Here is a 24,947-nt window from a genome sequence, read left to right on the forward strand (position 1 = left end):
ACGACTGCCGGGTTTATGCGCCCGGTACGCTGTGTGCCAGCACTTCGGCAAGTGCGCCGAGAAGTGCTTCATTGTCTTCTTCCGTGCCGACGGTGATCCGGATGTATCCCGGTGTTCCGAGCTTGTCGCCGCTGCGGACGATGAAGCCCCTCTTCAGCAGTTCCGCCGCGACATGGTCTGCCGTGCCCCGGATTTCCATGAGCACAAAGTTCGCCTCAGACCGGGGACAATCCAGGCCGTGCTTCCGCGCGAAATTCACGTACTGCTCTTTCCCTCTTTCATTCTTCTCCCGGCATTCCCGGATGAACTCGTCTCCGCCGAGGGCGGCCAGTGCCGCCCCCTGTCCGGCCACCGTCGTGTTGAACGGGGAACGGACAGGCTCGAGCTTAGAGATGACCGCTTCCGCGCCGACTGCGTAGCCGACCCGGAGGGCGGCAAGTCCGTACGCTTTTGAAAATGTCCGGAGCACGATCACATTCGGGAAATCGTCGATCAGATCGACCGGATCCCGGTAATCCACTGCCGAGGCATACTCGTGGTACGCGTTGTCCACCACTACGAGCACATGCTCCGGCACCCTGGAGATGAACGCCCTCAGCTCGTCGTCCGGAATAATGCCGCCCGTCGGGTTGTTCGGCGAACAGAGCCAGACGATCGATGTATTCTCGTCGATCGCACGCAGCATGGAGTCCAGGTCATGCCGATTGTCCTTCAGGGGAATCTCCCGCAGCTCCGCCCCTTCGATGCGAGCATTGTGCCGGTATTGCGGAAAGCTCGGCCACGGTGCGACCGTGTTGTCATCCTGGGACAGAAGCGCACGTGCCAGGATGACGATGATCTCGTCCGATCCGCTGCCGAACAGGAGCTGCCTCGCGCTGACACCGAGCTTTTCGGCGAGCGCGGACCGGAGGGCGGTGGAATACCCGTCCGGATAGAGTGCAGTTTCAAGATCCATTTCCTTCAGGTACCGGGATGCCGCCGGCGGGCAGCCAAACGGGTTCTCGTTCGAGGCGAGTTTGACGATGCGGTCGAGGCCATACTCCCGCTTGACTTCCGCGATCGTTTTTCCGGGTTCATACGCCCGCATTCCCTCAAGCCGTGCATTCCATCTCATTGCGCTCCCTCTCCTTCCAGGCTTCTGTTCGCAAGGTCCGGCCGGAGCCTGACCGCTTCATTGCGGTAGACGTGGCAGATCTCCTTCTGGGATTTTCCGGTATTGGCGTGCATGAGGACGCGGATGCAGAGCGGCAATGAGCCCGGCACGTTCATCTCATGCGTGCACATGACCGGAACATACTCCCAGCCCGGCATCGACCGGACCGCCTTGGCCGGGAACGCCGACGAGATGTCGGTCGTGGTCGAAATGAGGACCGATACGATTTCATCGGGGCCGAGGCCGTTCTTCTCGGCCATTTCCTTTACCAGTTCAGCTGTTTCCTCAAGCACATGCTGCTGTCCGTCCTCGCAGATGCTCGTCGCACCGCGGACTCCTCTCACCATCATGTCAGAACCCCCAGTCGTTTTCTCAGTTCTTCATCGGCCTTCCTGCATTGTTCCCTGTCCGCCTTATTCATCAAAGGATGGCCGTCTTCCGGCAGCAGGACAAAATGCAGTTCTCCGTATGAAGCCTTTTTATCTTTCTGCATGTAGCCGTACAGCTGCTCGAACGGATAGCCGGCGACCGACCGGAGCGGATAGCCGTTCCGCTCCGAAAAACGCTGAAGCGCATCCGTGAGTCCGCGATCCGCACCTGTCAGCTGCTCGCTCAGGATCAGCGCGTAAAGCATGCCGATCATTACCGATTCACCGTGCGTCATGCCCCCGTAGCCCGCAGCGGCTTCCACTGCGTGTCCGTATGTATGGCCGAAGTTCAGGAATTTGCGCACAGATCCTTCACGCTCGTCCCGTCCGACGATTTCGGCTTTCACGCGAATGCCGGATACGATATAGTGCAACAGCGTCTGTTCATCCATCTCTGAATAATCGACGGTTACGAGCATATCCCGCGCATGGCCATCGGGTGAGATGAGCTGGTGCTTGACCGCTTCCGCCATGCCGGACCGGATTTCTTCCGGCGGCAAGGTTTCCAGCAGATCGGTATCGTACAAAACGGCCGACGGCTGATGGAAGGCCCCTGTCATGTTCTTGCCGCCGGGAAGGTTGATCCCCGTTTTCCCGCCGACGGATGAGTCATGCGCCAGAATGGTGGTCGGGCACTGGATGAAGTCAATCCCGCGCATGTACGCTGCGGAAGCGAAGCCGGCCAGATCTCCGCAGGCTCCTCCTCCGAAGGCGATGACGGTCGATTTCCTCGTGCACCCGGCTTCCAGCAGGAACTGCTGCGCGTTTCCGAACCACTCCACCGTCTTGCACGCTTCCCCTGCCGGCACCAAGAACCACGGTGTGTCACCGCGGCCCGCCCCTGCCAGTGCCTGTTCCAGCCTGTCGCCGTGAATCCCGGCGACCCGCTCATCCGCAATGACGGCCACCCGGTCGGCACCCTCCAGGTAATCGCCGATCCGTCCGAGTGCACCCGGTCCGACCCGTACGTCATATGCCCGCTCGGTCGTGGAGACCCGGATCTCTTCCATTGTCAGAACTCCCTCGCACGGCTGACAAACTCATCGATATTGCGCCGTAGGCCTTCGATCGTGTCACTGTGGAACGTCTCTGAAATGGCAGCGGCCACTTCCCAGGCCACCACATGCTCCGCGACGACCGACGCTGCAGGCACCGCGCAGCTGTCCGAGCGTTCGATGCTCGCCTTGAACGGTTCCTTCGTATCGATGTCGACACTTTCAAGCGGCTTGTAAAGCGTCGGAATCGGCTTCATCACGCCGCGGACCACAATCGGCATGCCGGTCGTCATTCCGCCTTCAAACCCGCCGAGGTTGTTCGTGCGCCTGCGGTATCCCGCTTGCTCGTCCCATTCGATCTCGTCGTGCACTTCGCTGCCCGGACGGCGCGCCATCTCGAAGCCGAGCCCGAATTCAACGCCCTTGAATGCGTTGATCGACACGATCGCCGCCGCAATCCGGGCATCGAGCTTCCGGTCATACTGAACGTAGCTGCCGACTCCGGGCGGACATCCTTCCACAATCACTTCGACGGTTCCGCCGATCGAGTTTCCGGCCGCTTTGGCGTCATCGATCGCCTGCTTCATCTTCTCCGAAGCTTCCGGATCGATGCAGTAAACCGCATCATCGGAAGCGATCTCCCGGATCTCGCTGACGGTCTTGCCGTTCCTGAGCGTCGTATCTGCCTGGATGCCGCCGATCTCCGCGACATGCGCCGTCACTTCGATCCCGAGCGCCTTCAGCATGCTTTTCGCCACCGAGCCGGCAGCGACGCGCATTGTCGTTTCCCGTGCGGAAGACCGCTCCAGCACATTCCGCAGGTCCCTGTGGCCGTACTTCATGCCACCGACAAGATCTGCATGGCCCGGACGCGGCCGGGTCACCCGGCGCTTGATCTCATCTGGATCGACACCCTCCGCCAGCGGTTCGATGCCCATGATCTTTGTCCAGTGCTTCCAGTCATCATTGGTGACCGTCAGTGCAACCGGCGCACCGATCGTCTTCCCGTGCCGGACCCCCGCTGTGATGGCCACTGTGTCCTTCTCGATCTGCATGCGGCGTCCCCGGCCGTATCCGCCCTGCCGCCTTGCAAGATCCTTATTCACCGATTCTGCAGTCAGTTCCATATTGGACGGCAGCCCTTCAATTATCGCGGTCAGCTGCGGACCGTGAGACTCTCCTGCTGTTAAATATCTCATCATGTTCCCCCCAGGCTCTCCAAACATTTTCTTTCCACTATAACATAACAATTCATAGTATTCATGCGCATTTTGGGGACGGAATGAATGACAGCGCTTACTCTATGGAAGAGAATGAATCCGCCGACGGGATGATGCCTGAGGACTGTGCGTGATGAAAGTCCGGATGAGGGGGCCGCACACGCCGGCTGCCCGCATGAATGTCCGTTATCATCCGGCTTCCGTGAAACGGATCGGACCGGAATGGTTGTCCGGCCTTCCTGCAATGGTCAGGAAGGGAACGGCAATCCATGCCAATGAAAAAACTGCAGACCAGGAGGAAAGTACCCCTCGTAGTCTGCAGTCCACCCGGCAATCGCCGGATTCAGGTCAGTTGACCCAGTTGTTGATTTGCTTTTCGTAGGAAACGAGCTCTTCTGCCTTGAAGAACAGGCCGATTTCACGCTCTGCGCTTTCAGGGGAGTCGGAACCGTGGATGATGTTCTTGCCGACAGTGACTGCATAGTCGCCGCGGATCGTCCCGGGTGCCGATTCTTTCGGATTCGTCGCGCCCATCATGAGGCGTGCAGTCGAGATGACGTTCTCGCCTTCCCAGACCATTGCGAACACAGGGCCGGAAGTGATGAAATCAACGAGCTCTCCGAAAAACGGGCGCTCTTTGTGCTCGCCGTAGTGTTGCTCAGCGAGTTCCTGAGGGATTTGCATCAGTTTGGCACCGACGAGTTGGAAGCCTTTCTGTTCGAAACGGCTGACAATATCGCCGATGAGGTTGCGCTGGACGCCGTCCGGCTTGACCATCAAAAATGTTTTTTCCATTTGAATGAACACTCCTTGTGCACGAGGTTGGCGGAAAGCCCGCCGCCTCAAGAATCGTACCATTTTCATCCTTGTGTTTTCAACAAAAGAAGCGGACTTCCGTCAATATTTCCGCTTCCCGATGAATTTCGCGATACGGATAAGCGACTCCCGGTCGGGGCTTTCCGGCAGTTTCCCGGCTTCATCCAGTGCCTTGTCCAGATAAAGGTTGCTGATGCGCCGGCTTTCCTTGATGGCTTCCGAACCCCGCATACGCCGGATCAGCCTGTCGACCGGCGCCCGGTCCTCACCCGCAGCGAGCGCATCCCGGACGAGCGGTTTCAGCTCGGGGTCGCGCAAAGCCAGGATGACGGGCAAGGTGATGTTGCCGTCCAGCAAATCGCTACCGGCCGGTTTGCCGAGTTCCTTTTCCGTCGCCGTGAAATCAAGCAGATCATCCGTAATCTGAAATGCCATCCCGATATAATAACCGAAGCGTTCAAGGTGACGGACGATCTTCGGATCCGCACCCGATACAAGCCCGCCGAGCTCACAGCTGGATGCGATGAGGAGTGCGGTCTTCCGCTTGATCCTGCGCAAATAGTGGCGCAGGTTCTGCTGTTCTGCAAACTTGTCCTCGATCTGGATGATCTCGCCGACACAGATTTCGATCATTGTCTTGGACAGCACCCGGTGGATTTCCGGATCGTCCAGCTCCGAGATGGTCGCCAGCGCCCGTCCGAAGAGAAAATCCCCCACATACATGGCGACACGGTTGCCCCATTGCGACTTTGCGGTCGGTGTCCCTCTTCTGAGGTCGGCATCGTCGATCACATCATCATGAACGAGCGACGCCATATGGATCAGCTCAAGAGGAACGGCGGCCCGTGCCGTGACGGCCGGGTCACACTCTCCGAATTTGGATGAGAGCAGGGTGAAGACGGGCCGGATTCTCTTTCCGCCCGACTTCAACAGATCGAGGGAAGCCTCTTCGATCAGAGGAGACGATGAGCGGACGGCCCGCTCAAGCTCTCTTTCTATATAGTCGAGATCTGTCCGGAATTCCGAATAGATCGATTTAAGCTTCATCTTCTCCAAAGGAAAAACCTTCCCCCGCTATTGTTTTCGTTTGTATCCGATATGCCCCGCGGCAGCTCCGCCGCTGAACGGTTTGTAGGAGACGCGGGTGAACCCCGCCTCCGAGAATATCCGGGCCAGCTGTTCCATGTCCGGGAAGGTGTCCGCGGATTCCTGCAGCCACTGGTATTCCTTGAACTTCTTTGCGAACAGGCGGCCGAACACCGGCATGATGAACCGGAAGTAAAATTTGAACAATTGCCGGTATCCCGGCAGTTTCGGCTGGGAGGTTTCCAGGCAGGCAATCATGCCTCCCGGCTTCAGCACCCGGTACATTTCCGAGAGTGACTTTCTCAGGTCCGGCACGTTCCTCAGGCCGAATCCGACCGTCACATAGTCAAACGTTCCGTCCTTGAACGGAAGATCGATCGCGTTGCCTTCCACCAGCCGGATCTGTTTCCGATCTGCGGTTTTCTCCTCTGCAACGGACAGCATATTCGCGGAGAAGTCAAGCCCGGTCACCGTGCCGTCCGGCCCGACCGCGTCGGCCAGCGAAAGTGTCCAGTCACCGGTTCCGCAGCAGACGTCAAGCGCGTCGGCCCCCGGCCTGACGGCCATCTTGTTCATCATTTCACGGCGCCATGCCTTATGCTGCTGAAAGCTGATGACGGAATTCATCTTGTCGTAGTTTCCAGAAATGTTCTGAAACACCTCATGGACGCGCTGTTCCTTTTGAGTATCCATGCTGCTCAGACCTTCTTTCCCGATTGTGTGGGCGCTGACTCGAACAGCCCCAGATGGGCCGCTATTTCTTCCGGCGCCAGCCGGCCCGGCCGGCTAATCTCCCTCACACTTGCCAGCCCGCGTGAAACCGTCTCGAGCCGGACGGCCTCCAGAAATTCCGCCGCGGACCGGCGGTCCCCGCCGATGTCTTCGGACTGAAGCACGGCAGAACAAAACGGTGTGGACCGTCCGGACAGAAGATCGTCCCTTTCCCTTCCGAGGCGGCCTGCGACGAGCGCATGCGCTGCCGCTTCCGCGTAACCGGGAAGTCCACGGCTGCGGAGGAATGCGGTGAGTGCCGCGGCCTCAATCACATCAAGTGCCGCCGTCACATCCGACGCGCTCCGGCCCGGCTGCCGTTCATAGAGCGATGCCTTGCATTCGGTCATGCGGATGACCGAATGCGCGAGCTCCCGGAGAAGGACGGTGTCGCGGATGCCGGCGAGGATGCGGTAGTGGATGCCGCTGTAATAGTCCCCGGCCAAAACCGTGAGCTGCTGCCGGCGTGAAGGAGCGCCCCTGTCCTCGATCGAATCATGTGCGTGAAAGGCCGCATGCAGCGCACCGACCGCCGTTGCGGCAGTCCGGTCCGAAGATTGCCAGTCCTCCCCGTTCAGCTCCGGGAGGATCAGGGAAAAGAGTACCGGGAATCCAATGCCCGGTTCTCCCGTATAATCAAGGAGCATCCGGTTGGACAGCCGGTCCCGGATCTCCGTCTTCAATTGTTCGACTTCAATATGTATCGGTGATGCGTTCATGTTCCGCGCTCCAATCCTGCACGTCGGCGGCTTTTTGCAGCGGCCAAATAATAGGGCCGCCGTTATTCGGCCGGCCCGCTTTTCAGTACTCCGTGGGCAGTGTGGATTTCCGCCTTGCCGCGTACCTTCACTGCCGAAATATGTTCGGTGAATTGCGCGACGAGCACTTCCCCCTCGTCGAGCTTTTCCGCATGGCCGAATTTCGTGTCGGCACCGCGCGTGAGTCCGATCACCTGGACTCCGTCTTCATGCGCCCTGATGGCGATATACTCGGTCTGTCCCATAGGATTTGGCCCCCGTCCATTTGTCTCAATCATCATAGCACAGTTCTTTCGGACCCGGCAAAAATGCTTCTATTCAGGACATTTTGACGAGCGAGATGATCTCTGCGCGCTTCGCCGCATCATCTTCGAAGATCCCCCGGGCGACCGATGTCACCGTCTTGGAACCCGGTTTCCGGATGCCCCGCATCGTCATGCACATATGTTCCGCCTCCACGACGACATACACGCCGACCGGATTCAGCATGTCCACGAGCGCGTCTGCGACGGTCGCCGTGATGCGCTCCTGCAATTGCGGCCGGCGGGAAACCGACTCGACTGCGCGTGCGAGTTTGCTCAGCCCGGCAATCGCCCCGTCCCTGGGGATGTAGGCGACATGCGCCTTGCCGTAGAACGGCAGCAGATGATGCTCGCACATGGATTGGAAATGTATATCCTTAACGATGACAAGCTCATCGTGTTCTTCATTGAATACGGTCTTGAAATATTCCCTCGGGTCCTGGTCGATGCCCGAGAAAACTTCCCCGTACATGTTTGCGACCCGTTTCGGGGTGTCGATCAGCCCTTCGCGGGAAGGGTCTTCCCCGATGGCTTCCAGGATCATCGTGACAGCCTCCCGGATTTTCGCGTGGTCCACATTTGCCATAAATACGTTCCCTCCATCAGCGGCTGGGGTCTCCTGTCCATACAGGACCTGGCCGCCTGCCGCCACACCCCTAAATGTTAGCACAAACGCCGGCTTGCGTACAATGAGGGATTCCGGTCCCCAAGGGTGTGCGCGAATTCAAAAGGACGGCCCCTTTCCCGCAGCGGGGACAGAGGCCGTCCTATGTAATCAGCTATTACTTGACCGCGTCTTTCAGAGCTTTCCCTGGCTTGAACGCAGGAACTTTGCTCGCCGCGATCTCGATCTCTTCGCCGGATTGCGGGTTGCGGCCTTTGCGGGCTGCACGTTCGCGTACTTCGAAGTTTCCGAAACCGATCAGTTGCACCTTGTCGCCTTCAGCAAGAGCGTCGCTGATCGAGTTGAATACGGACTCGACTGCGTTCGTCGCATCTTTGCGTGAAAGGCCGGTCGCTTCTGCAACGGAGTTCACCAAATCTGTCTTGTTCACACCATTCACCTCCTCCCGAAGAGAAAGTTTGCTTAAGCATGTACAAAGAGTATCACATCCAAACCCGCACCGCAACCGGTTTCACGGGCTTTAAGCGCTTTGTGGCGCTGTTTTAAAGACTTCCCCTGCCAGCCTCTCCGTAAACAAAAATTTGAAATTTTACGTCCGTTTCTCCTCCGGACATTACGGGTTAATCAAATATTGGAATTTATGTACAGCGTGAGGAAAAAGAAAAAGGACATGCCGCCGGACGCGGATGCCCATACATGATTACAGGATGAAGGTCACCATGCCTTTGTTGCCGTCGTTCACCATCTGCTCCATCGTCTCCCGGATCCGGTTCCGGGCCCGTTCAGGTACGGCGGTCGTCTTGAATCGGATGCTTTCCTTCATGACTTCATGGAGCGGGGTCCCGAACAACTGGGTGGACCAGAGCGCTTCACGGTCATTGAGGTAGGCTTCCTTCAGATCTTTCAGAAGCTGGAGGCTGTGGAATTCCGAACCGATGAGCGGAGAGAATTCGGCCTCCATGTCGATCCGCATGATGTGGAGGGACGGGGCTTTCGCCTTCATGCGTACGCCGAAGAAATTGTTCTGCTTGATGAGCTCGGGCGGTGTCGGTTCAAAGTCGTGGATGCCCGGGAGCGTGACGCCGTAGCCGGTCGTCTTCGCGGATTCGATGGCATCCTCATACCGGCCGAATGCCTCTCTGGATTTCACCGAGTCCTTGATGAAGAGCAGCCAGTCCTTCTTCGTCCGGATCGGTTCGCCCATCATCTCGTCGCAGACCGAGTGGTACACATCATCCTCTGTTTCGACCCGGATGGTTGCCTTCCCCTGCCCCGCATCCACATCGGTCACTTCCGCCCGCTTGATGAACGGCTCTTCCTGGAGGGAAGCGGCCAGCGCCTGGACGTCGCGGATTTTCGAGATGGATGAAAGCCCTTCGTCGAGGCGGGTCCGGATCGAGGCATTCAGTGCATGGTCTTCATCAAGCACATCCATCCATTCGGGCTTCAGCAGCTCAATCTCGGAAATCGGGAACTCAAACAATGCTTCTTTCAGGATGAGCTGGATCTCGGATGCATTCAGCTGGTCTGCACTGATGGCGATGACCGGGACGCTGTATTTCTCACTGAGCTCTTCCTTCAGGGCAACCGTATCCGTGTGGGCAGGCATCCTGCTGTTCAGGACGATGACGAACGGCTTCCCGATTTCTTTCAGCTTGCCGACAATCTCTTCCTCCGCCCGGAGTGCCGATGCCCGGGGAATGTTGTTCACAGACCCGTCCGTCGTCATGACGACGCCGATCGTCGAATGATCGCGGATCACCTTGTCGGTGCCGATCCGGGCCGCTTCCTCAAACGGCACCGGTTCATTGTGCCACGGGGTATGGACGAATTTCGGCCCGTCGTCGTCCATATGCCCCTTCACCCCGTCAATGACATAGCCGACACAGTCCGCAAGCCGGATCTGGAACGTCAGTCCCCCGTCCCCGACCGAGATGCCTGTCCCCCTTGCCGGAACGAATTTCGGCTCCGCCGTCATGATGACGGGACCCGGCGAGCTTTGCGGCAATTCATCCTGCGCTCTCGTCCTGTCCGCTTCCTCGACCATATTCGGAATGACGACTTCTTCCATGACTCGTTTTACGAATGTCGATTTTCCGACGCGTACCGGCCCGACGACGCCGATGTAGATATCCCCGTCAGTGCGTTTCGCCAATTCTTCATACAATGCTTCGCTCAACCTTTCGCCCTCCTTTTCTGCGCAATTCATTGTATGCACGACAGAAGCGCTTCATGCGGCATGCATGAAGCGCTTCGATTGCGGAATCTTTCCGGTTCACTTCTTGTCCATGAACACGGGATTTCCGTCTTTGTCCACCGTGTACGGCAGGCTGTAGGCCGGCAGGATCGGAGAATCGTCATAGAGGATATGGCGGATGTCCTCACCCGGTTTTACCTTGGCCTCTCCATCAAGGAGTTTCTGATGAAGGTCCGCAGTGTAATCGATATAGAAATTGCCGTCCGACGAAAGGACGAACGGAAGTTCATGTGATGAATACGGGCTCTTGACGGTCGGCGCTTCTTTCAGCCCCATAGCCGCGAAGTTCGGTTTGAATACGTTGCCCGTGATCATTTCTTCAATCGGGACATGCCCGTTCACGCCTTTGCGGAGATTCAACTCCCGGATCCGTTCCGGGCCGTGCAGATCCACAAGCTTGACGGTCGGATTGTCCTCCACGTCCATCAGGACATATTGATAAATGCCGCCGGTCTCATAGGCATTGGACGGGATTTTCTCCATATAGGCAGGGACGATCTTGGAAAACTCGATCGGGTACTTGATGAACGGATCCACATCCTGATCGCGTGTCTTGATCGGCAGCAGTCCGCCGGTCTTTTCCTGGTACTGGCCGACTGCGCCCTGCACCGACTGCAGCTGTTCTTCGTATGGGATCGAGCCCGGGCCTTTCTCCTTATCGGGCATCATGCAGCCGCCGAGGAGGACGATGCACGAAATCAATATGGCCAAAAAAGTTTTTTTCAAATTGATCACGCTCCTCCCGTCGGTCCGCTGAAGACCACATAGACCATGCCGAAGAAGGCAAAGATGAGCAGAAGCCAGGCCACGAGGGAAAAGACGAATTTCAATACCTTGTTTTTGAGTTTATTGCGGCTGAAGCTGATGAGGAACATGCAGACGAACATGGCCCCCATCGCATAAAACGACAGCCACATTTTATCCAGCGATGACAATGCGGATCCACCTTTCAGTGCCGGATGCCATCAAGACATTCCGAACAGATCTTCAATTTCATGTTTCTTCAGCCGTCCCATGAGACTGTCCACCGCTTTGCGGGGCTCGGCTCCTTCAAACAGGACGGAATATAGCGCCTGCGTGATCGGCATCGGGACGCTGCAACTCTCGGCCAGCTGCCTGGCGGCCTTTGTTGTCCGGACGCCTTCGACGACCATCCCCATCTGCTCCAGCACCTCGTCCAGGCTCATTCCCTTGCCGAGCATATTGCCTGCCCGCCAGTTGCGTGAGTGGACGCTCGTGCAGGTGACGATCAGGTCGCCAAGCCCCGTCAAACCGGAGAACGTCATCGGGTTTGCGCCCATCGCCACGCCGAGCCGGGAGATTTCCGCCAGTCCGCGCGTGATGAGGGCAGCCTTTGCATTGTCCCCGTATCCGAGTCCGTCCGAAACGCCGGCGGCCAGGGCGATAATGTTTTTCAGTGCACCGCCGATCTCCACGCCGATGACATCATCGTTGGTGTACACACGGAACACCCGGTTCATGAACAGATCCTGGATCCGGACGGCCAGTTCCGGATCTTCATTCGCGGCCGTCACGGTCGTCGGATGACGGAGAATGACTTCTTCCGCATGGCTCGGACCGGACAGGACGACTATCCCCTGCCTGAGATTTTCCCTGATCTCCTCGGCCATCATCTCGCTGATCCGCTTCAACGAATCCGGTTCGATGCCCTTGGAGACATGGGCGAACAAGACGGGCTTTTCAAGGATGTTGTTCAGCTCCCGGCATACGCCGCGGATCCCAGTGGTCGGTACCGCGACCACGATGACGTCGGAGCCGTCCACGGCCTGTTCCAGGCTGGCCTCCGCCTTCAGGTTCTCCGGCAGAAGGGCACCCGGCAAGTATCGTTCATTCGTATGTCGGGAGTTGATCTCCTCCGCCTGCTCCGGGCGTCTTGCCCAGATCGTGCAGTCGTGTCCGTTGTCGGCGAGGACCGTCGCCAGGGCAGTTCCCCAGCTCCCGGCACCGAGCACCGTCACCTTCGTCATTGCATTCAAATCCTTTCATTCATCAGCTTCGTTTTCTCGTCAGGAGACGGATCGGCGTCCCTTCGAAACCGAATGATTCACGCAGTTTGTTCTGAAGGAACCGCTCATAGGAGAAGTGCATGATCTCCGGATCGTTCACGAAGACGACAAAAGTCGGCGGCTTTACCTGGACTTGCGTCATGTAATAAATCCTCAGCTTGCGGCCTTTGTCCGAAGGTGCCGGATTCATCGCAACCGCATCTTCAATCACTTCGTTGAGGATGCTCGACTGAATGCGGAGTGCATGGTTTTCGCTCACCCTCTTGACGGTGTCGAGGATCTGGAATACGCGCTGCCGTGTTTTCGCCGAGACGAAGACGATCGGCGCATAGTCCAGGAACTGGAAGTTGTCCCGGATGTTTTCCGTCATCCGGTTCATCGTCTTTTCATCCTTTTCCACGGCATCCCACTTGTTGACGACGATGATGATGCCCTTCCCCGCTTCGTGCGCATAGCCGGCAATCCGCTTGTCCTGCTCGCGGATCCCTTCCTCTCCGTTCAGGACGACGAGGACGACATCAGATCGTTCGATCGCACGGAGCGCCCGGAGGACGCTGTACTTCTCCGTGGATTCATAGACCTTCCCTTTTTTCCGCATGCCGGCCGTGTCGATGACCTTATATTTCTGGCCGTCACTGATAAAATCACTGTCGATCGCATCACGTGTCGTACCGGCGATGTCACTGACAATGACGCGCTCCTCGCCGAGGAAGACATTGACGAGCGAGGACTTCCCTACGTTCGGGCGCCCGATGAGTGAAAAGCGGATTACATCGTCTTCGATCTCCTCTTCCGACGGTTCGGGGAAGTTCCTGGCCGCCTCGTCCAGAAGGTCACCGAGGCCGAGGCCGTGTGATCCAGAAATCGGGAAAGGTTCCCCGAAGCCGAGCGAATAAAAGTCATAGATCATGTCGCGCATATCCGGATTGTCCACTTTGTTGACTGCCAGGACGACCGGTTTCTTCGTCTTGTACAGGATTTTGGCCACTTGCTCATCGGCAGCGGTCACGCCTTCCCGCCCGTTCGTCAGGAAAATGATGACGTCCGCTTCGTCAATGGCGATTTCCGCCTGCTGGCGGATCTGTTCGAGGAACGGCTCGTCCCCGATGTCGATCCCGCCGGTGTCTATGAGATTGAACTCATGGTTCAGCCAATCTGCAGAACTGTAGATCCGGTCTCTCGTGACGCCCGGGATGTCTTCGACGATCGAAATCCGTTCGCCGACGATACGGTTAAAAATCGTCGACTTGCCGACGTTCGGCCGGCCGACGATCGCTACTGTCGGTTTGTTCATTGGTTCCACCCTTCCGGGATCATTCCGTCCGGCCTGAGCCGGACAGGAATCATCTCGCTTCATCTTCTGCCATTATACACAAGAAAGCGGAACACTCGCCATACAAGCATGTTTAGATTCAGTGAACACTGATCCTGGCCGTCTGTATTTGGAAAGGTCCGGACCCCGCTTCCCTCGCGCAGGTCATGGAATGCGGGGAGGCCGGGGAGGCTCGGAAAATGCCATTAAACGGACAGGCCGCCGCCGGATTCCCGGGCGGCGGCTTCGTTTTCGATCCGTGTCCGATCTTTCAAGAACACGCATCCAACAAATCTGCTTCCTCTTGGAGACGGTTCCGCTGCGGATGATAAAAAACCTCGTGATCGGTTCAAGCGATGCGGTCACCAGATCCATTGGTTGAACTGGTACACGCCCAATACGATAAAGAACAAGGTGATTAAAACCACCGAAATACAGCCGACCAAAAATAGTTTATCACCCCATGTCTCTTTGAATTCCCCAAAGTCTTCTAAACCTTCTTTTTCGGCATCTTTCTGAATCCGCGCAACGATTTTCCTGAGTTCCGGATCGCTGATCAAGTCACAGTCCCCTTTAAATTTCACTGCCCTGGCGATTCTCACCGGATCCTTGCCCATCGCCTTTTCAAACTCGGAACACGCCGATACCATATCCGCCGTCTTATCCAGTTCCAAATACCAATAACGGCCGGCCATCGCAGGGTATTGGAGCAAATGATAAACATCCCCCAATCTTCTCCGAAGCTTCAGTTCATTGGGATACGTAGATATCAGCCCATGCAGCCTGTCTCTTGCGCGCCCAAGATCTTGATTCTCGATATCCATCTCGATTTTCATTAATGTCTTCCCGGGTATACCCTCCAGTGCTAACACCTCCATACACATGAATGGAAAACCTAAGTCCCGTTGTTTTGCTGATAAATACGACAGGGAAGGAACGGATTCCTTTAAACAGCCGGTTTCGTATCTCGGCACCGACCATGAAGTAGCCGGTGAACGGAAGAGCCGGGCAAGTTCTTATAGTGAAAACCGGCTACGATTCTATATGAATCTTGCGGCACAGCGTTGATGCGCGTCGGACTGCACAAAAAAACGGTGATGGCCGATCTCTCTGCCATCACCGTCTTTTGATTTACTGTTTTATCACTCGGAGAATCCTTTGAGCTTGTCTCCGATCACGTCGCTGATCGAGAAGCCTTTGTTCTCCTCGGGAAGTTCATATTCGTCGCGCTGGACTTCACGCTGTCCGCCGTCTTCACGCGGGAGCATCTCCTTGATCGACAGGGAAAGGCGCTTGTCCCCCTTGTTTACATCCAGCACCTTGACCTGGACTTCCTGGCCTTCCTCGATCACTTCATGAGGCGTGCCGATATGGTGATGGGCCATCTGGGAAATATGGACGAGTCCTTCCACGCCCGGGAATACTTCCACGAATGCGCCGTACGAGACGATCCGCTTGACTGTACCGGTATGGACGGAGCCTTTTGGCGCCTTCTCTTCGATGTCTGCCCAAGGTCCTGGAAGCGTATCCTTGATCGAGAGCGAGATGCGCTCGTTGTCGCGGTCCACGGAAAGGACCTTGACGCTCACTTTGTCGCCTTCCTTCAGCACATCACTCACCTGGTCGACATGGCCATGGGCGACCTGGGAAATATGGACCAGCCCGTCCACGCCGCCGATATCGACGAACGCACCAAACGATGCGATCCGCTGAACCGTTCCTTCAAGGACATCGCCGTCCTGGATGCGGTTCAGCACCTCATCCTTCATCGATTCTTTTTCGGCTTCGATGACTGCGCGGTGAGAAAGGATCAGGCGATTTTTCTCCTTGTCCATCTCGACGATCTTGAAGGTCATCTCGCGGCCTTTGTAGTCATCGAACGATTCCACATAGTGATCTTCCACAAGGGAGGCCGGAACGAAGCCGCGCACGCCGAGATCCACGACAAGGCCGCCCTTGACGACGTCCTTGACCTCTGCAGTGATCGTCTCGCCGGAATCGAATTTCGCTTTCAGGTCGTCCCATGCAGCTTCCGCATCCACCTTGCGCTTAGAAAGAACGAAGTTCTCATTATCGTTTTCCACTTTGATGATGATGAGTTCCAGTTCGTCTCCGACCTGGACTGCATCGGACGCCTTTTCGATATGGAGGCTTGACAATTCGCTGATCGGGATGACTCCGTCGAACGGCGCCCCCGGGATTGTCACCGTCACGGATTTGTCTTCAATTTTATCGACCGTTCCTTTTACCCGGTCTCCTTGTTTGAATTCAAGGATTTCCTGATCTTCCATGTTTTGTTCCACATTGTTCATCTCTTCACTCATGCCTAGTCCTCCTCCATAAAGGTTCCTTAATCCATTTTATGCGAAACCGTTTATAAAAACAAAAAATTATGCTTTTTCGGGCCGTTTTTCTTCCGAGATGAGCTTGGCGATGTGTTCCATGATCATTTCCGCCACCTCATCCGCCGAAGCCCGGCGCTCCCGGTAAGGCGTGATATCGATCGGCCGGCCGAACCGGATCTTCACCTTCCGGAAAGGCTTGTACTGTCCGATGACCGCACACGGGACGACGACCGCATCCCCGCCCTTAAGCGCGAAGAACCCGGCACCGGACATCGGTTTGCCGAGAGTTCCGTCTTTGCTTCGCGTTCCTTCCGGAAACATTCCGACAACCCCGCCATCCTTCAGCAGTCCGAGTGCGGTCCGGACGGCGGACCTGTCGCTCAGCCCCCTCTTGACGGGGAAGACATGAAGTCCCGGAAGCAGTTTATTGAGGATGGGCGCCTCGAAAAGTTCCGCCTTTGCCATGAAGCTGACAGGTCTCGGCGCAGTGATGCCGACGGTCGGCGGATCAAGCAGGCTTGTATGATTGGCACAGAGCAGGACGCCGCCCGTTTCCGGAAAATGCTCAGTCCCCTTCACGTCGAGCCGGTAAAGGGGTTTAAGCAGCCCGTAGACGACGGACTTTGCAAAATGATAAAAGTCCATCAGCCCACCTTCTTCCCGGCAAGCCCGATGATGGCATCCGCCGCCTCTTCGATCGACATGTCGGTCGTATCGAGCAGTACCGCATCCTCCGCACGGATGAGAGGGGACACTTTCCGCTCGCTGTCCTTTTTGTCGCGCAGGGCAATTTCGCGTGCCAGCTGCTCGGGATCCGAGTCGAATCCGCGTGCAAGGTTTTCCAGATGACGCCGTCGGGCACGCTCCTCGACGCTTGCCGTCATGAACACCTTGAGTTCCGCATCAGGGATGACGGCGGTGCCGATGTCACGGCCGTCCATGACCACTCCTCCTTCCCGTGCCATCCGGCGCTGTTCTGCCACCATGTATGCACGGACCCCGGCGTGTGCCGAGACGGCGGATACCCCGTTCGTCACCGGGGCTGTCCTGATGACTGCGGTTACATCTTCACCATCCAGGAGGACGGTCTGGCCGTCTGCCCCCGGTTCAAGGATGATCTGGGTGCCCGGCAGCAGGGCTTCAACCTCCCCGGCCTTCTCCAAATCTATGCCCGCCTGCAGCGCCTTATACGTCAGGGCCCGGTACATTGCGCCGGTGTCGATATATGTATACCCAAGCCTGCCGGCAACAAGCTTCGCAATTGTACTTTTTCCTGCAGCCGCGGGGCCGTCGATCGCAATCCGAATCTTCATGTCCATCTTCAACTCTCCTATAGTCAATTCGAACCCATTGTACCATAATGGCCCCCAAAGAGGCGCTTCGGGTTTGCCCCGGACAAAAAAACAAAGCGGCAGGGGGCGGCATCCATGCCGCTCCCCTGCCGTTCATCAGTGCAGGAGTTCGTTTTTGAGCACTTCGCCGGTGTCCGTGTCGACCATGACCCGGTAAGTGTCTTTTTGGCCGCCCGTCTCTTTCGTAACGATGAGCAGGTGGCAGAGCCGCTGGACGAGTTCCCGGTTTGCAGTGTAGGCAAGTTCGCTGGAATGGACTTCCGTGCCGGCGGAGAAGAATTTGCCGGGATCGAATGGCTTGATCGGCTGAGGCTTCAAGTCTTCTTTCTGGATGTATTCCATCGAGTTCACGCCGAGAATTTCCCCGTTGTCTTTCGCCGCCTTCACCTGGATTCCGTCTGCAAACACTTTGGCGCCGGTCTTGGAGTCAATGCGGACGAATGAAAGGTGCCAGTAGTTGGAGTTCTCGCGGGATTCCTCGAAGACGACGTCTTCATAGCCCGCCTGCTTCAAAAATTGGCCAGCCTTATCACGGATCTCCGCCTCCGACAGTTTCCCCTCCCCGGCCGGGCGCTCGATGAGGAGGCTCAGCAGATGTCCGCCTTTCTTGGTGAAGTCGGCATACCCGAAGCGGACCCCGTCCTGGAACCGGATATGGTAAAACGGATACACGGCATCTTTGCGGCTTTCGCTCACATGGACGGAGGCACCCTCAAGGCCCGGGAACAGATTTTTGAACTCCCGGATCACGTCCTCCCGCTTGACCGGTTGATCCGACAGGAGCTGTAGATCCTTCTTCTTTTGTTCGTCATGTTCGCTCGTTGTGAGCGGGAAGTCGGATTCCGCATAGGTTTTCACCGCATGACCGAGATTCGCCCAGCGCTTGTCCGGCACTTCCCCCTCCATGCTCGCGAACCATTCATCCGGCCCGGTGCCGCCTGTGAACATATCTTCCGTCGCAACCGACCATTCACCCGAAAAGTCGGAAAGGTTTGCGGCGGCGTTGCCGAGGGCCTTTTCCCACTTTTCCTGAGGGATGGCGCCGCGTGACGCCAGATCCGCATAGTCACCGAGACGGGTCAGGTAGTTCATCCATTCGGTCGAGAAGTGATGGTCGAGCGGCAATGAAGACAAATTGTTCTTCATCTCGGACGAGAGCCTCCAAATATTGCCGAGCGGCTCTGCAGCCGATGACTCATCGCGGTAAAGAAGCACTTTTCTCACTTCCCGTTCAAGGTCGGTCAGCTGTTCGGATGACTCGGACAGCTTATTGGAATATTGACCGTTGAGCAGCAGGTTCAGCTTCTCGTTTTCCGCCGATGCATTCCAGGAGAATACGGCGAGCGCGACCGTTGCATAACAGAACAGGAACAGCAGTTTTTTCATTTTCATCCCTCACATGCAGAAAATATGCTTTCCGATTGTCTTGATCTGCGGTCTTGACCAGATCCATTTGCTGGTGGCGGTCTCCGGATTGAAGTAGTAGAGCGCATTCTCGGTCGGATCCCAGCCGTTGATTGCGTCAATGGCCGCTTCCCTCGCCCGTTCGTTCGGAGTCAGCCAGATCTGGCCGTCCGCCACTGCAGTGAAAGCGAGCGGCTGGAAGATGACGCCGCTTACCGTGTTCGGAAAGTCTGCGTTTTCCACACGGTTCAGGATGACTGCGGCAACCGCGACCTGCCCCTCATACGGTTCTCCTCTTGCCTCGCCATAGACGGCATTCGCGATGAGCTGGATATCCCGGTCACTGTACCCGGCGGGAAGGTTCGCCTGCTGGCCGCCGCCGCCTTTTTTCACCTGGGCCTCCAGGGGAGTCCCGCCATAATGGGTGAACGTGTTTCCGGCCGCGATGTTGTCCATCACAAATTGTTTATGATATTTTGATACAGAAGACAGTTTGGATTTGGTGGCGCTGCCTGCCACACCGTCAATCGGGAGACCGTACGCTTCCTGGAAGTTCCGGAGCGCCCAGTACGTCCCGTAGCCGAACTTTCCGTCGATTTTCCCTTCATACCGACCGATCCACTGGAGTCTCGCCTGAAGTTCGATGACATCGTCCCCGAATGCCCCGCGGCCGATATCCTGGCCGCTGAAGGCCTCTTTGTCCGCAGGTACCGTGAGCACGAAGGCAAGAAGCAGGGCTAATAATGCGTGTGTCTTCCTGATTGGCCGTTTCTGAGCCAAGGCACTTCCTCCTCTCTTTGGTAGGTTGTGCTCAATCTGCCCGAATATGAATAAAAAAATCCGGCATATGCCGGATTTTAGCGGATCGCCCGCTGCTCCTCTATATATCGGTCGATCGTCAGGAGATGTGCCCGTTTTACTTTCGTCAGGGCGAACCACCAAAGGAACAGCATGAACGGGACGAGCAGGTACAGATTATACGTCCCGCCTGCCTGGAGAATGGCGTTGTAGATGAAATGGAGTCCGAACGCGCTGAGGAGCGACATGAACAGCATCGGCCTCGTGGAGGTCTCCTGGACGAACTTCGCCTGCCCGAGGTAATACCCCATCACGACGCCGAACAGCGCATGGCTTGAGACGGGCAGCAGCGCCCGCATCAAAGCCTGATCCATGCCGAATGTGAGAAGATAGAGGATGTTTTCGACGGTGGCAAAGCCGAGAGACACCGACGCGCCGTACAGAATCCCGTCATACGGATCCTGGAAACCCACATGCCGGTAGACGACGATGAAGAGGACGAGCCACTTGAAGAATTCTTCAAGGCCGCTTGTAAACAAGGTTTCACGGAAAAAGTCGGAATGGAATACCCCCTCCTCCTCAAACACGAATTGGATGAAGAGGATCGGGAATGTAAGGAACATGCCATAAATATAAGAATGAAAAAGATTCTTGGAAGGTTCTTTCTGAATCTGTTTGCGTAAATAGAAGTAACTGAACAATGCCAGGCCGGGGGCGATCGCCACCGTCAACAGCATAAACATGGAGCGCCCCCCTTTCTACAGGCATCAGGCCAATTATAACACGGCGCAGCCGGCCAGGAGGTTAAATATATGAAGAAAACCCTTTTGCTCATTCACACGGGCGGGACCATTTCGATGACGACCGATGAAGCGGGCTCGGTCTCTCCCGCACAATACAACCCGATCATGGGTGAGTTTGCGAAATTGGATGTGCTTGGCGATATCATCGAAATGGAGGCATTCAACCTCCCGTCCCCCCATATCACTCCCCGGCATATGCTGGAGCTCAAGCTGCTCATCGAGAGGACGGCGGCCAGTCAGACAATAGACGGCGTCGTCATCACCCATGGGACAGATACACTGGAGGAGACCGCATTTTTCCTCGACCTGACCCTAGACGGACAGATACCCGTCGTGCTCACCGGCGCAATGAGAAGTGCGGACGAAATCGGTTCGGACGGAGTCCATAACGTTTTGTCTGCAATCCGGGTCGCATCCGACGATGAATCGCGCGGAAAGGGGGTCCTCGTCGTCCTGAATGATGAGATCCATACCGCACAGAACGTCACCAAGACACACACCTCCAACGTCTCGACTTTCCAGAGCCCGCAATACGGGCCGATTGGACTGGTGGCAAACGGGCATGTCCATTTCCATCATGCGCCGCTCTCCAGGCCGCATTTCGAGATCGGCGAAATCGGCGGACCCGTCGCCCTGCTGAAAGTGTATGCAGGCATGGATTCTGAATTCCTCATCCACTCCGCAGCAGCCGGGTACGCAGGCGTCGTCCTTGAAGGGCTCGGCCAGGGCAATGTACCGCCGTCCGTCCTGCCGGGCATCCGCAGGCTGCTGGAGGAGGACATACCGGTCGTTCTTGTATCCCGCTGCTTCAACGGCATCGCCCAGCCGGTCTACGGCTACGAAGGCGGCGGCCGGATGCTAGAGGAGGAGGGCGTCATCTTCGCACACGGGCTGAGCGGCCAAAAGGCCAGGCTTCAGCTGCTCATCGCCCTCTCCGCCGGACTCCCGGTCGAAGAAATCGCAAAATCCTTAAAGGGACATTAAACTGAAACGGAAAAACGGATACCCGGCAGGCCGGATATCCGTTTTTTATCTGATGTTCATGTAGTCCGCTGCCTTTTTTGCGATCAGGGAGCCGTGGAACCGTCCGTTCTCAATGAAAATCTCGTTCGCATTGTTGCCGGCTGCAATGACGCCGGCGATGAACAGGCCGGGCACTTCCGTCTCCATCGTCTCCGGATCGAACAGCGGGCGGCCGGATTCCTCATCGATCCCGATGCCCATTTCCTTGAGGAACGAATGATCCGGGTGATAGCCCGTCATCGCCAGGACAAAATCATTCGGGATGAGATGGCGGCCATCTTCGTCTTCAAGGACGGCTTCGTTTTCGGTCACTTCCACCAGATGTGTATTGAAGCGCATGGCCACTTCCCCGTTTCGGACGAGGGCATCGAATACCGGGAGCACCCACGGCTTCACACTCTTGGAGTATTCGGAACCCCGGTAGGCGACGGTCACCCGTGCGCCTGCCTTGTGCAGCTCGATGGCCGCGTCGACTGCGGAGTTCTTGCCTCCGACGACGAGGACGTCCATCCCGAAGTATGGATGCGCCTCCTTGAAATAATGGCTGACCTTCGCAAGCCCCTCCCCGGGGATGCCCATGAAATTCGGGTGATCGTAATACCCCGTCGCCACGACGGCGACAGGTGACTCATACTCTCCTTTGTCGGTGATCACACGGAACTGGCCGTCCGTTTTTGCAACCCGGAGCACGGTTTCGAACCGGTTAATTCGGAGTGCCTTCCGTCTGACGACTTCGCGGTAGTAGACGAGCGCCTCGTTCCGCTTCGGCTTCAGGTGTTCCGTGATGAACGGAACATCACCGACCGACAGCTTTTCGCTTGAGCTGAAAAACGTCTGATGGGTCGGATAGTTGTAGATGGCGTTGACGATATTGCCTTTTTCGATGATCAGCGGACGGATCCCGGCATCCTGCAGGGCAATGGCCGCTGCAATCCCGCAAGGTCCGCCGCCGATGATGATCGCTTCTTCACTTATCAAGTTCTTCACCTATTTCCGTTCCTTTTCGGCCCGCAGCCGGATAATATGACATTCCGCCGGTGCCCCGAGGCGCAGCGGGACGAGTGTCGTGCCATATCCATTGCTGATGAGCTCCACTTTTCCATTATCCGACCGGAAAGCACCTTTTTCAAGCATCCCGAACCGGCCGAGCCGGATCTGGCCGCCGTGCGTGTGGCCGGCGATCCGGACAGCCGGAACCCGTTCCTCCCCGAGCATGCGGAACACTGTCGGCGAATGGCTTACGAAGATGACCGCATCCTCGTCCGTGATGCCGCGATACGCTTTTTGGACATCCACGTTCATGGAAGTGGTGTCGTCCGTGCCGACGAGCATCCATCTCGGTCCCCACCCGGGCAGACGGACTGATTCGTTATCCAGGACTTTTCCTCCTGCCGCCCGGATGGAGTCGCGGATCACCTGTTCTCCGGCCTCCCGGTCGTTGTTGCCCCATATGTAAAAGACCGGTCCGAGGCGTGCCAGCTTTTTCACATTATGTCGGATTCGGCGGGACGGCACTCCGCCTTCCGCCAGGTCCCCTCCGATGATGACCGCGTCAAAGGGACCGCCGGCTTCCCGGATGAGTGCTTCGGACACCCGCCGCCGGTGGATGTCCGAAATGAAAAACAGTGTCGGGCCCCCGCCTTCCCGACTTCCCCCGATGACCGCTTCGTGCCGCCTGATTGTGGCATGTTTCGCGCTGAATGCCATGTATCCGAGCAGGGCGGCGAGGGTGGCCGCTCCGCCGGTCAATAGTTTCCTGATCGTTTCAATCACTTCCCCTTTTCTCCGGCTGCTTCGGTATTTAGTTCGATACCCTGCATCGGAGCAGATTACTCCATCGTATTCCACGCATGAAAAAAAGGCAAAGGGATCGGTCCCTTTGCCTGTTCCGGCCATTAGTCTTCATGCAGATGAAGGATCCTGAAACCGGTCTTCTCCAATTGTTCAAGGAACCGGTCAAGATTGTCGCTTTTGTCGACCTTGAGCACGATCCTCCTGAGAAGCTTGTCCGTCTCATCGAACGTGACGAGAGAAATGACCGACTCGTGGTACTTTTTCAGAAGCTCGCCGAGCCTTGAAATCTGTCCTTCCGTCTCTACGGATGTGAAAGTGATCCGGACCCCTTTCCTCTCCATCCCGAAAGCACTTTTCACCTGCCTGACGATGTCCGGCCGGGTGATGATGCCGAGGAACTCTTCCCCTTCGGTGACGGCGATGATCGGGAAGTCACTGATCTGAAGGAACGACTTCTCGAAAACATCTTCCAAAGAAAGCGTAATGTCTTTCCGGATGATGATATCAGACAAAGATGTTTCATCAAGATAGGACTGCTTGTCCTTGCCCGAATGGAAATACGCTTCGTATGTCAGGTATTGGTTGATGATTCCCCGGTACTTGTTGCCCTCGAGAACCGGAAGTGCGTCGATATCTTCGCGCCGCAGCAGTTCGAGCACTTTCGACAACGGTTCCCCCACCTGGACGGTCACACATTTCTCTTTCGGAATCATGACACTTCTGACAAACATGACTGCACCTCATTCCCTGAAATATTCAGAACCTATTTTCAAAGATTCGATGCAAAGCGCCCCGTTTCCTGCCCGTTCATTTAAATTCATGGGATGATGAGCGTCTGGCCCACCGAGATTTCATTGGAAGGCAGGCCGTTCGCACGCTTGATCTTGTCGACCCCGTCACCCGATCCGTACATATTGACCGAAATCCGGTACAGTGTCTCTCCGGGCTGCACGGTATGCGTCCGGGAACCCTTGCCGGACTGCTTGTCCTGTTCTTCCTGCTGTTTTTTCTGCTCCTCGGCACGCTTTTGTGCTTCCAGCTTCCGCTGTTCCTCGAGCCGCTGTTGCTCTTCGCGCTGTTTCTGCTCGGCAATCCGCTGCTGTTCCTGCCGCTGCTGCTCTTCGAGGCGTTTCTGTTCCTCCTGCTTTTTCTTTTCTTCCTGCTTCTTCTGTTCCTCTATGCGCTTTTGCTCTTCCTGCTTCTTTTGTTCTTCCAGTCGTTGCTGTTCGGCTTTCTTCGCTTCTTCTTCGTCCTTGTCGCTCTCGCCCGCAGCAGCCGTTCCCCCATCTTTAGGCGGTTCAAGCTGATTGCCGGATACGGATGAATCGACTTCCATCCCATTTTCGATCGAGGCTGCATTGCCGCTGTCGATCGGGTCGTAAAAATAATATACGTAGACGAACAGAGAAATCGGGATCAGCATGAACAAAATCAGAAGCGTGTTGATCAGCCAGCCTCCGCGATACCTCTTCTGCTTTTTCTTTTTTTGGTCATCTCTTTTGCGTTTAGCGGAAGACGGCGATTTTTTGCCGTGCAGCTCCGCACGAGTCAACGGCTTGTCCGTCTTCGCGGAATCTCCGTCGACCGAGATTTCCTGACGGTGTTCTTCAAACTTCTGTCTGTAGTCGTCTGTCGCCATGGCCGTCTCCCTCCATCAAAAGGTCGTATTCATATTATG

Annotated in this window: 28 protein-coding genes; 1 reads left to right on the forward strand and 27 read right to left on the reverse strand. The window is 56.6% G+C overall.

Translation table 11 applies throughout. The annotated features are described in order from the left end of the window. Positions 1 to 13: 13 nt before the first annotated feature. From hisC to prsW, 23 genes are all read right to left on the reverse strand, one after another. Positions 14 to 1,114, reverse strand: a complete 1,101-nt coding sequence (gene hisC, locus B0B07_RS00385; RefSeq protein WP_076756402.1) for a histidinol-phosphate transaminase — start codon at positions 1,112 to 1,114, stop codon at positions 14 to 16. Then, complete coding sequence (gene aroH, locus B0B07_RS00390) at positions 1,111 to 1,500, reverse strand: chorismate mutase (protein WP_076757438.1); 390 nt, start codon at positions 1,498 to 1,500, stop codon at positions 1,111 to 1,113. The genes hisC and aroH overlap by 4 nt, the downstream gene beginning before the upstream one ends. Beyond that, positions 1,500 to 2,591 carry a 3-dehydroquinate synthase gene (gene aroB, locus B0B07_RS00395; protein ID WP_076756403.1) on the reverse strand — a complete coding sequence of 364 codons (1,092 nt, stop codon included), beginning with the start codon at positions 2,589 to 2,591 and terminating at the stop codon, positions 1,500 to 1,502. Before aroB ends, aroH begins: the two co-directional genes overlap by 1 nt. Before the next feature lie 2 nt (positions 2,592 to 2,593). Further along, positions 2,594 to 3,775 carry a chorismate synthase gene (gene aroC / locus B0B07_RS00400; RefSeq protein ID WP_076756404.1) on the reverse strand — a complete coding sequence of 394 codons (1,182 nt, stop codon included), beginning with the start codon at positions 3,773 to 3,775 and terminating at the stop codon, positions 2,594 to 2,596. Between the two features lie 369 nt (positions 3,776 to 4,144). Then, positions 4,145 to 4,591 carry a nucleoside-diphosphate kinase gene (gene ndk, locus B0B07_RS00405; RefSeq protein WP_076756405.1) on the reverse strand — a complete coding sequence of 149 codons (447 nt, stop codon included), beginning with the start codon at positions 4,589 to 4,591 and terminating at the stop codon, positions 4,145 to 4,147. A 102-nt stretch (positions 4,592 to 4,693) separates the two neighbouring features. Continuing rightward, positions 4,694 to 5,668: a polyprenyl synthetase family protein gene (locus B0B07_RS00410; RefSeq protein ID WP_076756406.1), complete on the reverse strand. Its 975-nt coding sequence runs from the start codon at positions 5,666 to 5,668 to the stop codon at positions 4,694 to 4,696. A gap of 18 nt (positions 5,669 to 5,686) precedes the next feature. Then, on the reverse strand, positions 5,687 to 6,391 hold the full coding sequence (locus B0B07_RS00415; RefSeq protein ID WP_076756407.1) for a demethylmenaquinone methyltransferase: 705 nt from the start codon (positions 6,389 to 6,391) through the stop codon (positions 5,687 to 5,689). Between the two features lie 5 nt (positions 6,392 to 6,396). Continuing rightward, positions 6,397 to 7,188 (reverse strand): heptaprenyl diphosphate synthase component 1, encoded by a 792-nt coding sequence (locus tag B0B07_RS00420; RefSeq protein WP_076756408.1) that lies wholly within the window; start codon positions 7,186 to 7,188, stop codon positions 6,397 to 6,399. A 62-nt stretch (positions 7,189 to 7,250) separates the two neighbouring features. After that, positions 7,251 to 7,472: a trp RNA-binding attenuation protein MtrB gene (gene mtrB / locus B0B07_RS00425; RefSeq protein ID WP_076756409.1), complete on the reverse strand. Its 222-nt coding sequence runs from the start codon at positions 7,470 to 7,472 to the stop codon at positions 7,251 to 7,253. A 73-nt stretch (positions 7,473 to 7,545) separates the two neighbouring features. Continuing rightward, the gene (gene folE / locus B0B07_RS00430) at positions 7,546 to 8,115 is read right to left on the reverse strand and encodes a GTP cyclohydrolase I FolE (RefSeq protein ID WP_076756410.1); all 570 of its coding nucleotides are present in this window, start codon (positions 8,113 to 8,115) and stop codon (positions 7,546 to 7,548) included. Between the two features lie 196 nt (positions 8,116 to 8,311). Continuing rightward, positions 8,312 to 8,584, reverse strand: a complete 273-nt coding sequence (locus B0B07_RS00435) for an HU family DNA-binding protein (RefSeq protein ID WP_076756411.1) — start codon at positions 8,582 to 8,584, stop codon at positions 8,312 to 8,314. 270 nt (positions 8,585 to 8,854) lie between these two features. After that, entirely contained in the window at positions 8,855 to 10,333 is a 1,479-nt protein-coding gene (spoIVA, locus tag B0B07_RS00440; protein ID WP_076756412.1) for a stage IV sporulation protein A, read from the reverse strand. Between the two features lie 96 nt (positions 10,334 to 10,429). Next, positions 10,430 to 11,137, reverse strand: coding sequence for a hypothetical protein (locus B0B07_RS00445; RefSeq protein ID WP_076756413.1), 708 nt, complete (start codon positions 11,135 to 11,137; stop codon positions 10,430 to 10,432). Between the two features lie 5 nt (positions 11,138 to 11,142). Next, the gene (locus tag B0B07_RS00450) at positions 11,143 to 11,346 is read right to left on the reverse strand and encodes a DUF2768 domain-containing protein (RefSeq protein ID WP_076756414.1); all 204 of its coding nucleotides are present in this window, start codon (positions 11,344 to 11,346) and stop codon (positions 11,143 to 11,145) included. 30 nt (positions 11,347 to 11,376) lie between these two features. Beyond that, positions 11,377 to 12,399 (reverse strand): NAD(P)H-dependent glycerol-3-phosphate dehydrogenase, encoded by a 1,023-nt coding sequence (locus tag B0B07_RS00455; RefSeq protein ID WP_076756415.1) that lies wholly within the window; start codon positions 12,397 to 12,399, stop codon positions 11,377 to 11,379. Positions 12,400 to 12,421: 22 nt separating this feature from the next. Continuing rightward, positions 12,422 to 13,732 carry a ribosome biogenesis GTPase Der gene (der, locus tag B0B07_RS00460; RefSeq protein ID WP_076756416.1) on the reverse strand — a complete coding sequence of 437 codons (1,311 nt, stop codon included), beginning with the start codon at positions 13,730 to 13,732 and terminating at the stop codon, positions 12,422 to 12,424. 380 nt (positions 13,733 to 14,112) lie between these two features. Further along, a complete protein-coding gene (locus tag B0B07_RS00465; RefSeq protein WP_076756417.1) occupies positions 14,113 to 14,628 on the reverse strand; it encodes a DUF6584 family protein in 516 nt (171 codons plus the stop codon). A 264-nt stretch (positions 14,629 to 14,892) separates the two neighbouring features. Further along, a complete protein-coding gene (gene rpsA, locus B0B07_RS00470; protein ID WP_076756418.1) occupies positions 14,893 to 16,074 on the reverse strand; it encodes a 30S ribosomal protein S1 in 1,182 nt (393 codons plus the stop codon). A 66-nt stretch (positions 16,075 to 16,140) separates the two neighbouring features. After that, positions 16,141 to 16,740 carry a lysophospholipid acyltransferase family protein gene (locus B0B07_RS00475; protein WP_076756419.1) on the reverse strand — a complete coding sequence of 200 codons (600 nt, stop codon included), beginning with the start codon at positions 16,738 to 16,740 and terminating at the stop codon, positions 16,141 to 16,143. Further along, entirely contained in the window at positions 16,740 to 17,414 is a 675-nt protein-coding gene (cmk, locus tag B0B07_RS00480) for a (d)CMP kinase (protein ID WP_076756420.1), read from the reverse strand. The genes B0B07_RS00475 and cmk overlap by 1 nt, the downstream gene beginning before the upstream one ends. A gap of 129 nt (positions 17,415 to 17,543) precedes the next feature. Further along, positions 17,544 to 18,833, reverse strand: a complete 1,290-nt coding sequence (locus B0B07_RS00485; RefSeq protein WP_076756421.1) for a PepSY1/2 domain-containing protein — start codon at positions 18,831 to 18,833, stop codon at positions 17,544 to 17,546. Positions 18,834 to 18,842: 9 nt separating this feature from the next. Continuing rightward, positions 18,843 to 19,613, reverse strand: coding sequence for a spore cortex-lytic enzyme (gene sleB, locus B0B07_RS00490; protein WP_076757439.1), 771 nt, complete (start codon positions 19,611 to 19,613; stop codon positions 18,843 to 18,845). Between the two features lie 95 nt (positions 19,614 to 19,708). Further along, entirely contained in the window at positions 19,709 to 20,392 is a 684-nt protein-coding gene (gene prsW, locus B0B07_RS00495; protein ID WP_076756422.1) for a glutamic-type intramembrane protease PrsW, read from the reverse strand. Positions 20,393 to 20,461: 69 nt separating this feature from the next. On the opposite strand from prsW, the gene B0B07_RS00500 reads away from it, so the two are divergent. Continuing rightward, positions 20,462 to 21,436 (forward strand): asparaginase, encoded by a 975-nt coding sequence (locus B0B07_RS00500; protein ID WP_076756423.1) that lies wholly within the window; start codon positions 20,462 to 20,464, stop codon positions 21,434 to 21,436. 45 nt (positions 21,437 to 21,481) lie between these two features. On the opposite strand, the gene B0B07_RS00505 is transcribed toward B0B07_RS00500, so the two are convergent. From B0B07_RS00505 to B0B07_RS00520, 4 genes are all read right to left on the reverse strand, one after another. Beyond that, the gene (locus B0B07_RS00505) at positions 21,482 to 22,453 is read right to left on the reverse strand and encodes a YpdA family putative bacillithiol disulfide reductase (RefSeq protein WP_144264298.1); all 972 of its coding nucleotides are present in this window, start codon (positions 22,451 to 22,453) and stop codon (positions 21,482 to 21,484) included. Positions 22,454 to 22,462: 9 nt separating this feature from the next. Then, positions 22,463 to 23,248, reverse strand: a complete 786-nt coding sequence (locus B0B07_RS00510) for a metallophosphoesterase (protein ID WP_159438406.1) — start codon at positions 23,246 to 23,248, stop codon at positions 22,463 to 22,465. Between the two features lie 122 nt (positions 23,249 to 23,370). Continuing rightward, complete coding sequence (locus B0B07_RS00515) at positions 23,371 to 24,000, reverse strand: CBS domain-containing protein (RefSeq protein WP_076756424.1); 630 nt, start codon at positions 23,998 to 24,000, stop codon at positions 23,371 to 23,373. An 86-nt stretch (positions 24,001 to 24,086) separates the two neighbouring features. After that, a complete protein-coding gene (locus B0B07_RS00520; RefSeq protein ID WP_076756425.1) occupies positions 24,087 to 24,908 on the reverse strand; it encodes a LysM peptidoglycan-binding domain-containing protein in 822 nt (273 codons plus the stop codon). Positions 24,909 to 24,947 lie beyond the last annotated feature (39 nt).

Origin of the sequence: Edaphobacillus lindanitolerans (assembly GCF_900156305.1) — a bacterium.
GTDB classification, from domain to species: Bacteria; Bacillota; Bacilli; order Bacillales_A; family Planococcaceae; genus Bhargavaea; species Bhargavaea lindanitolerans.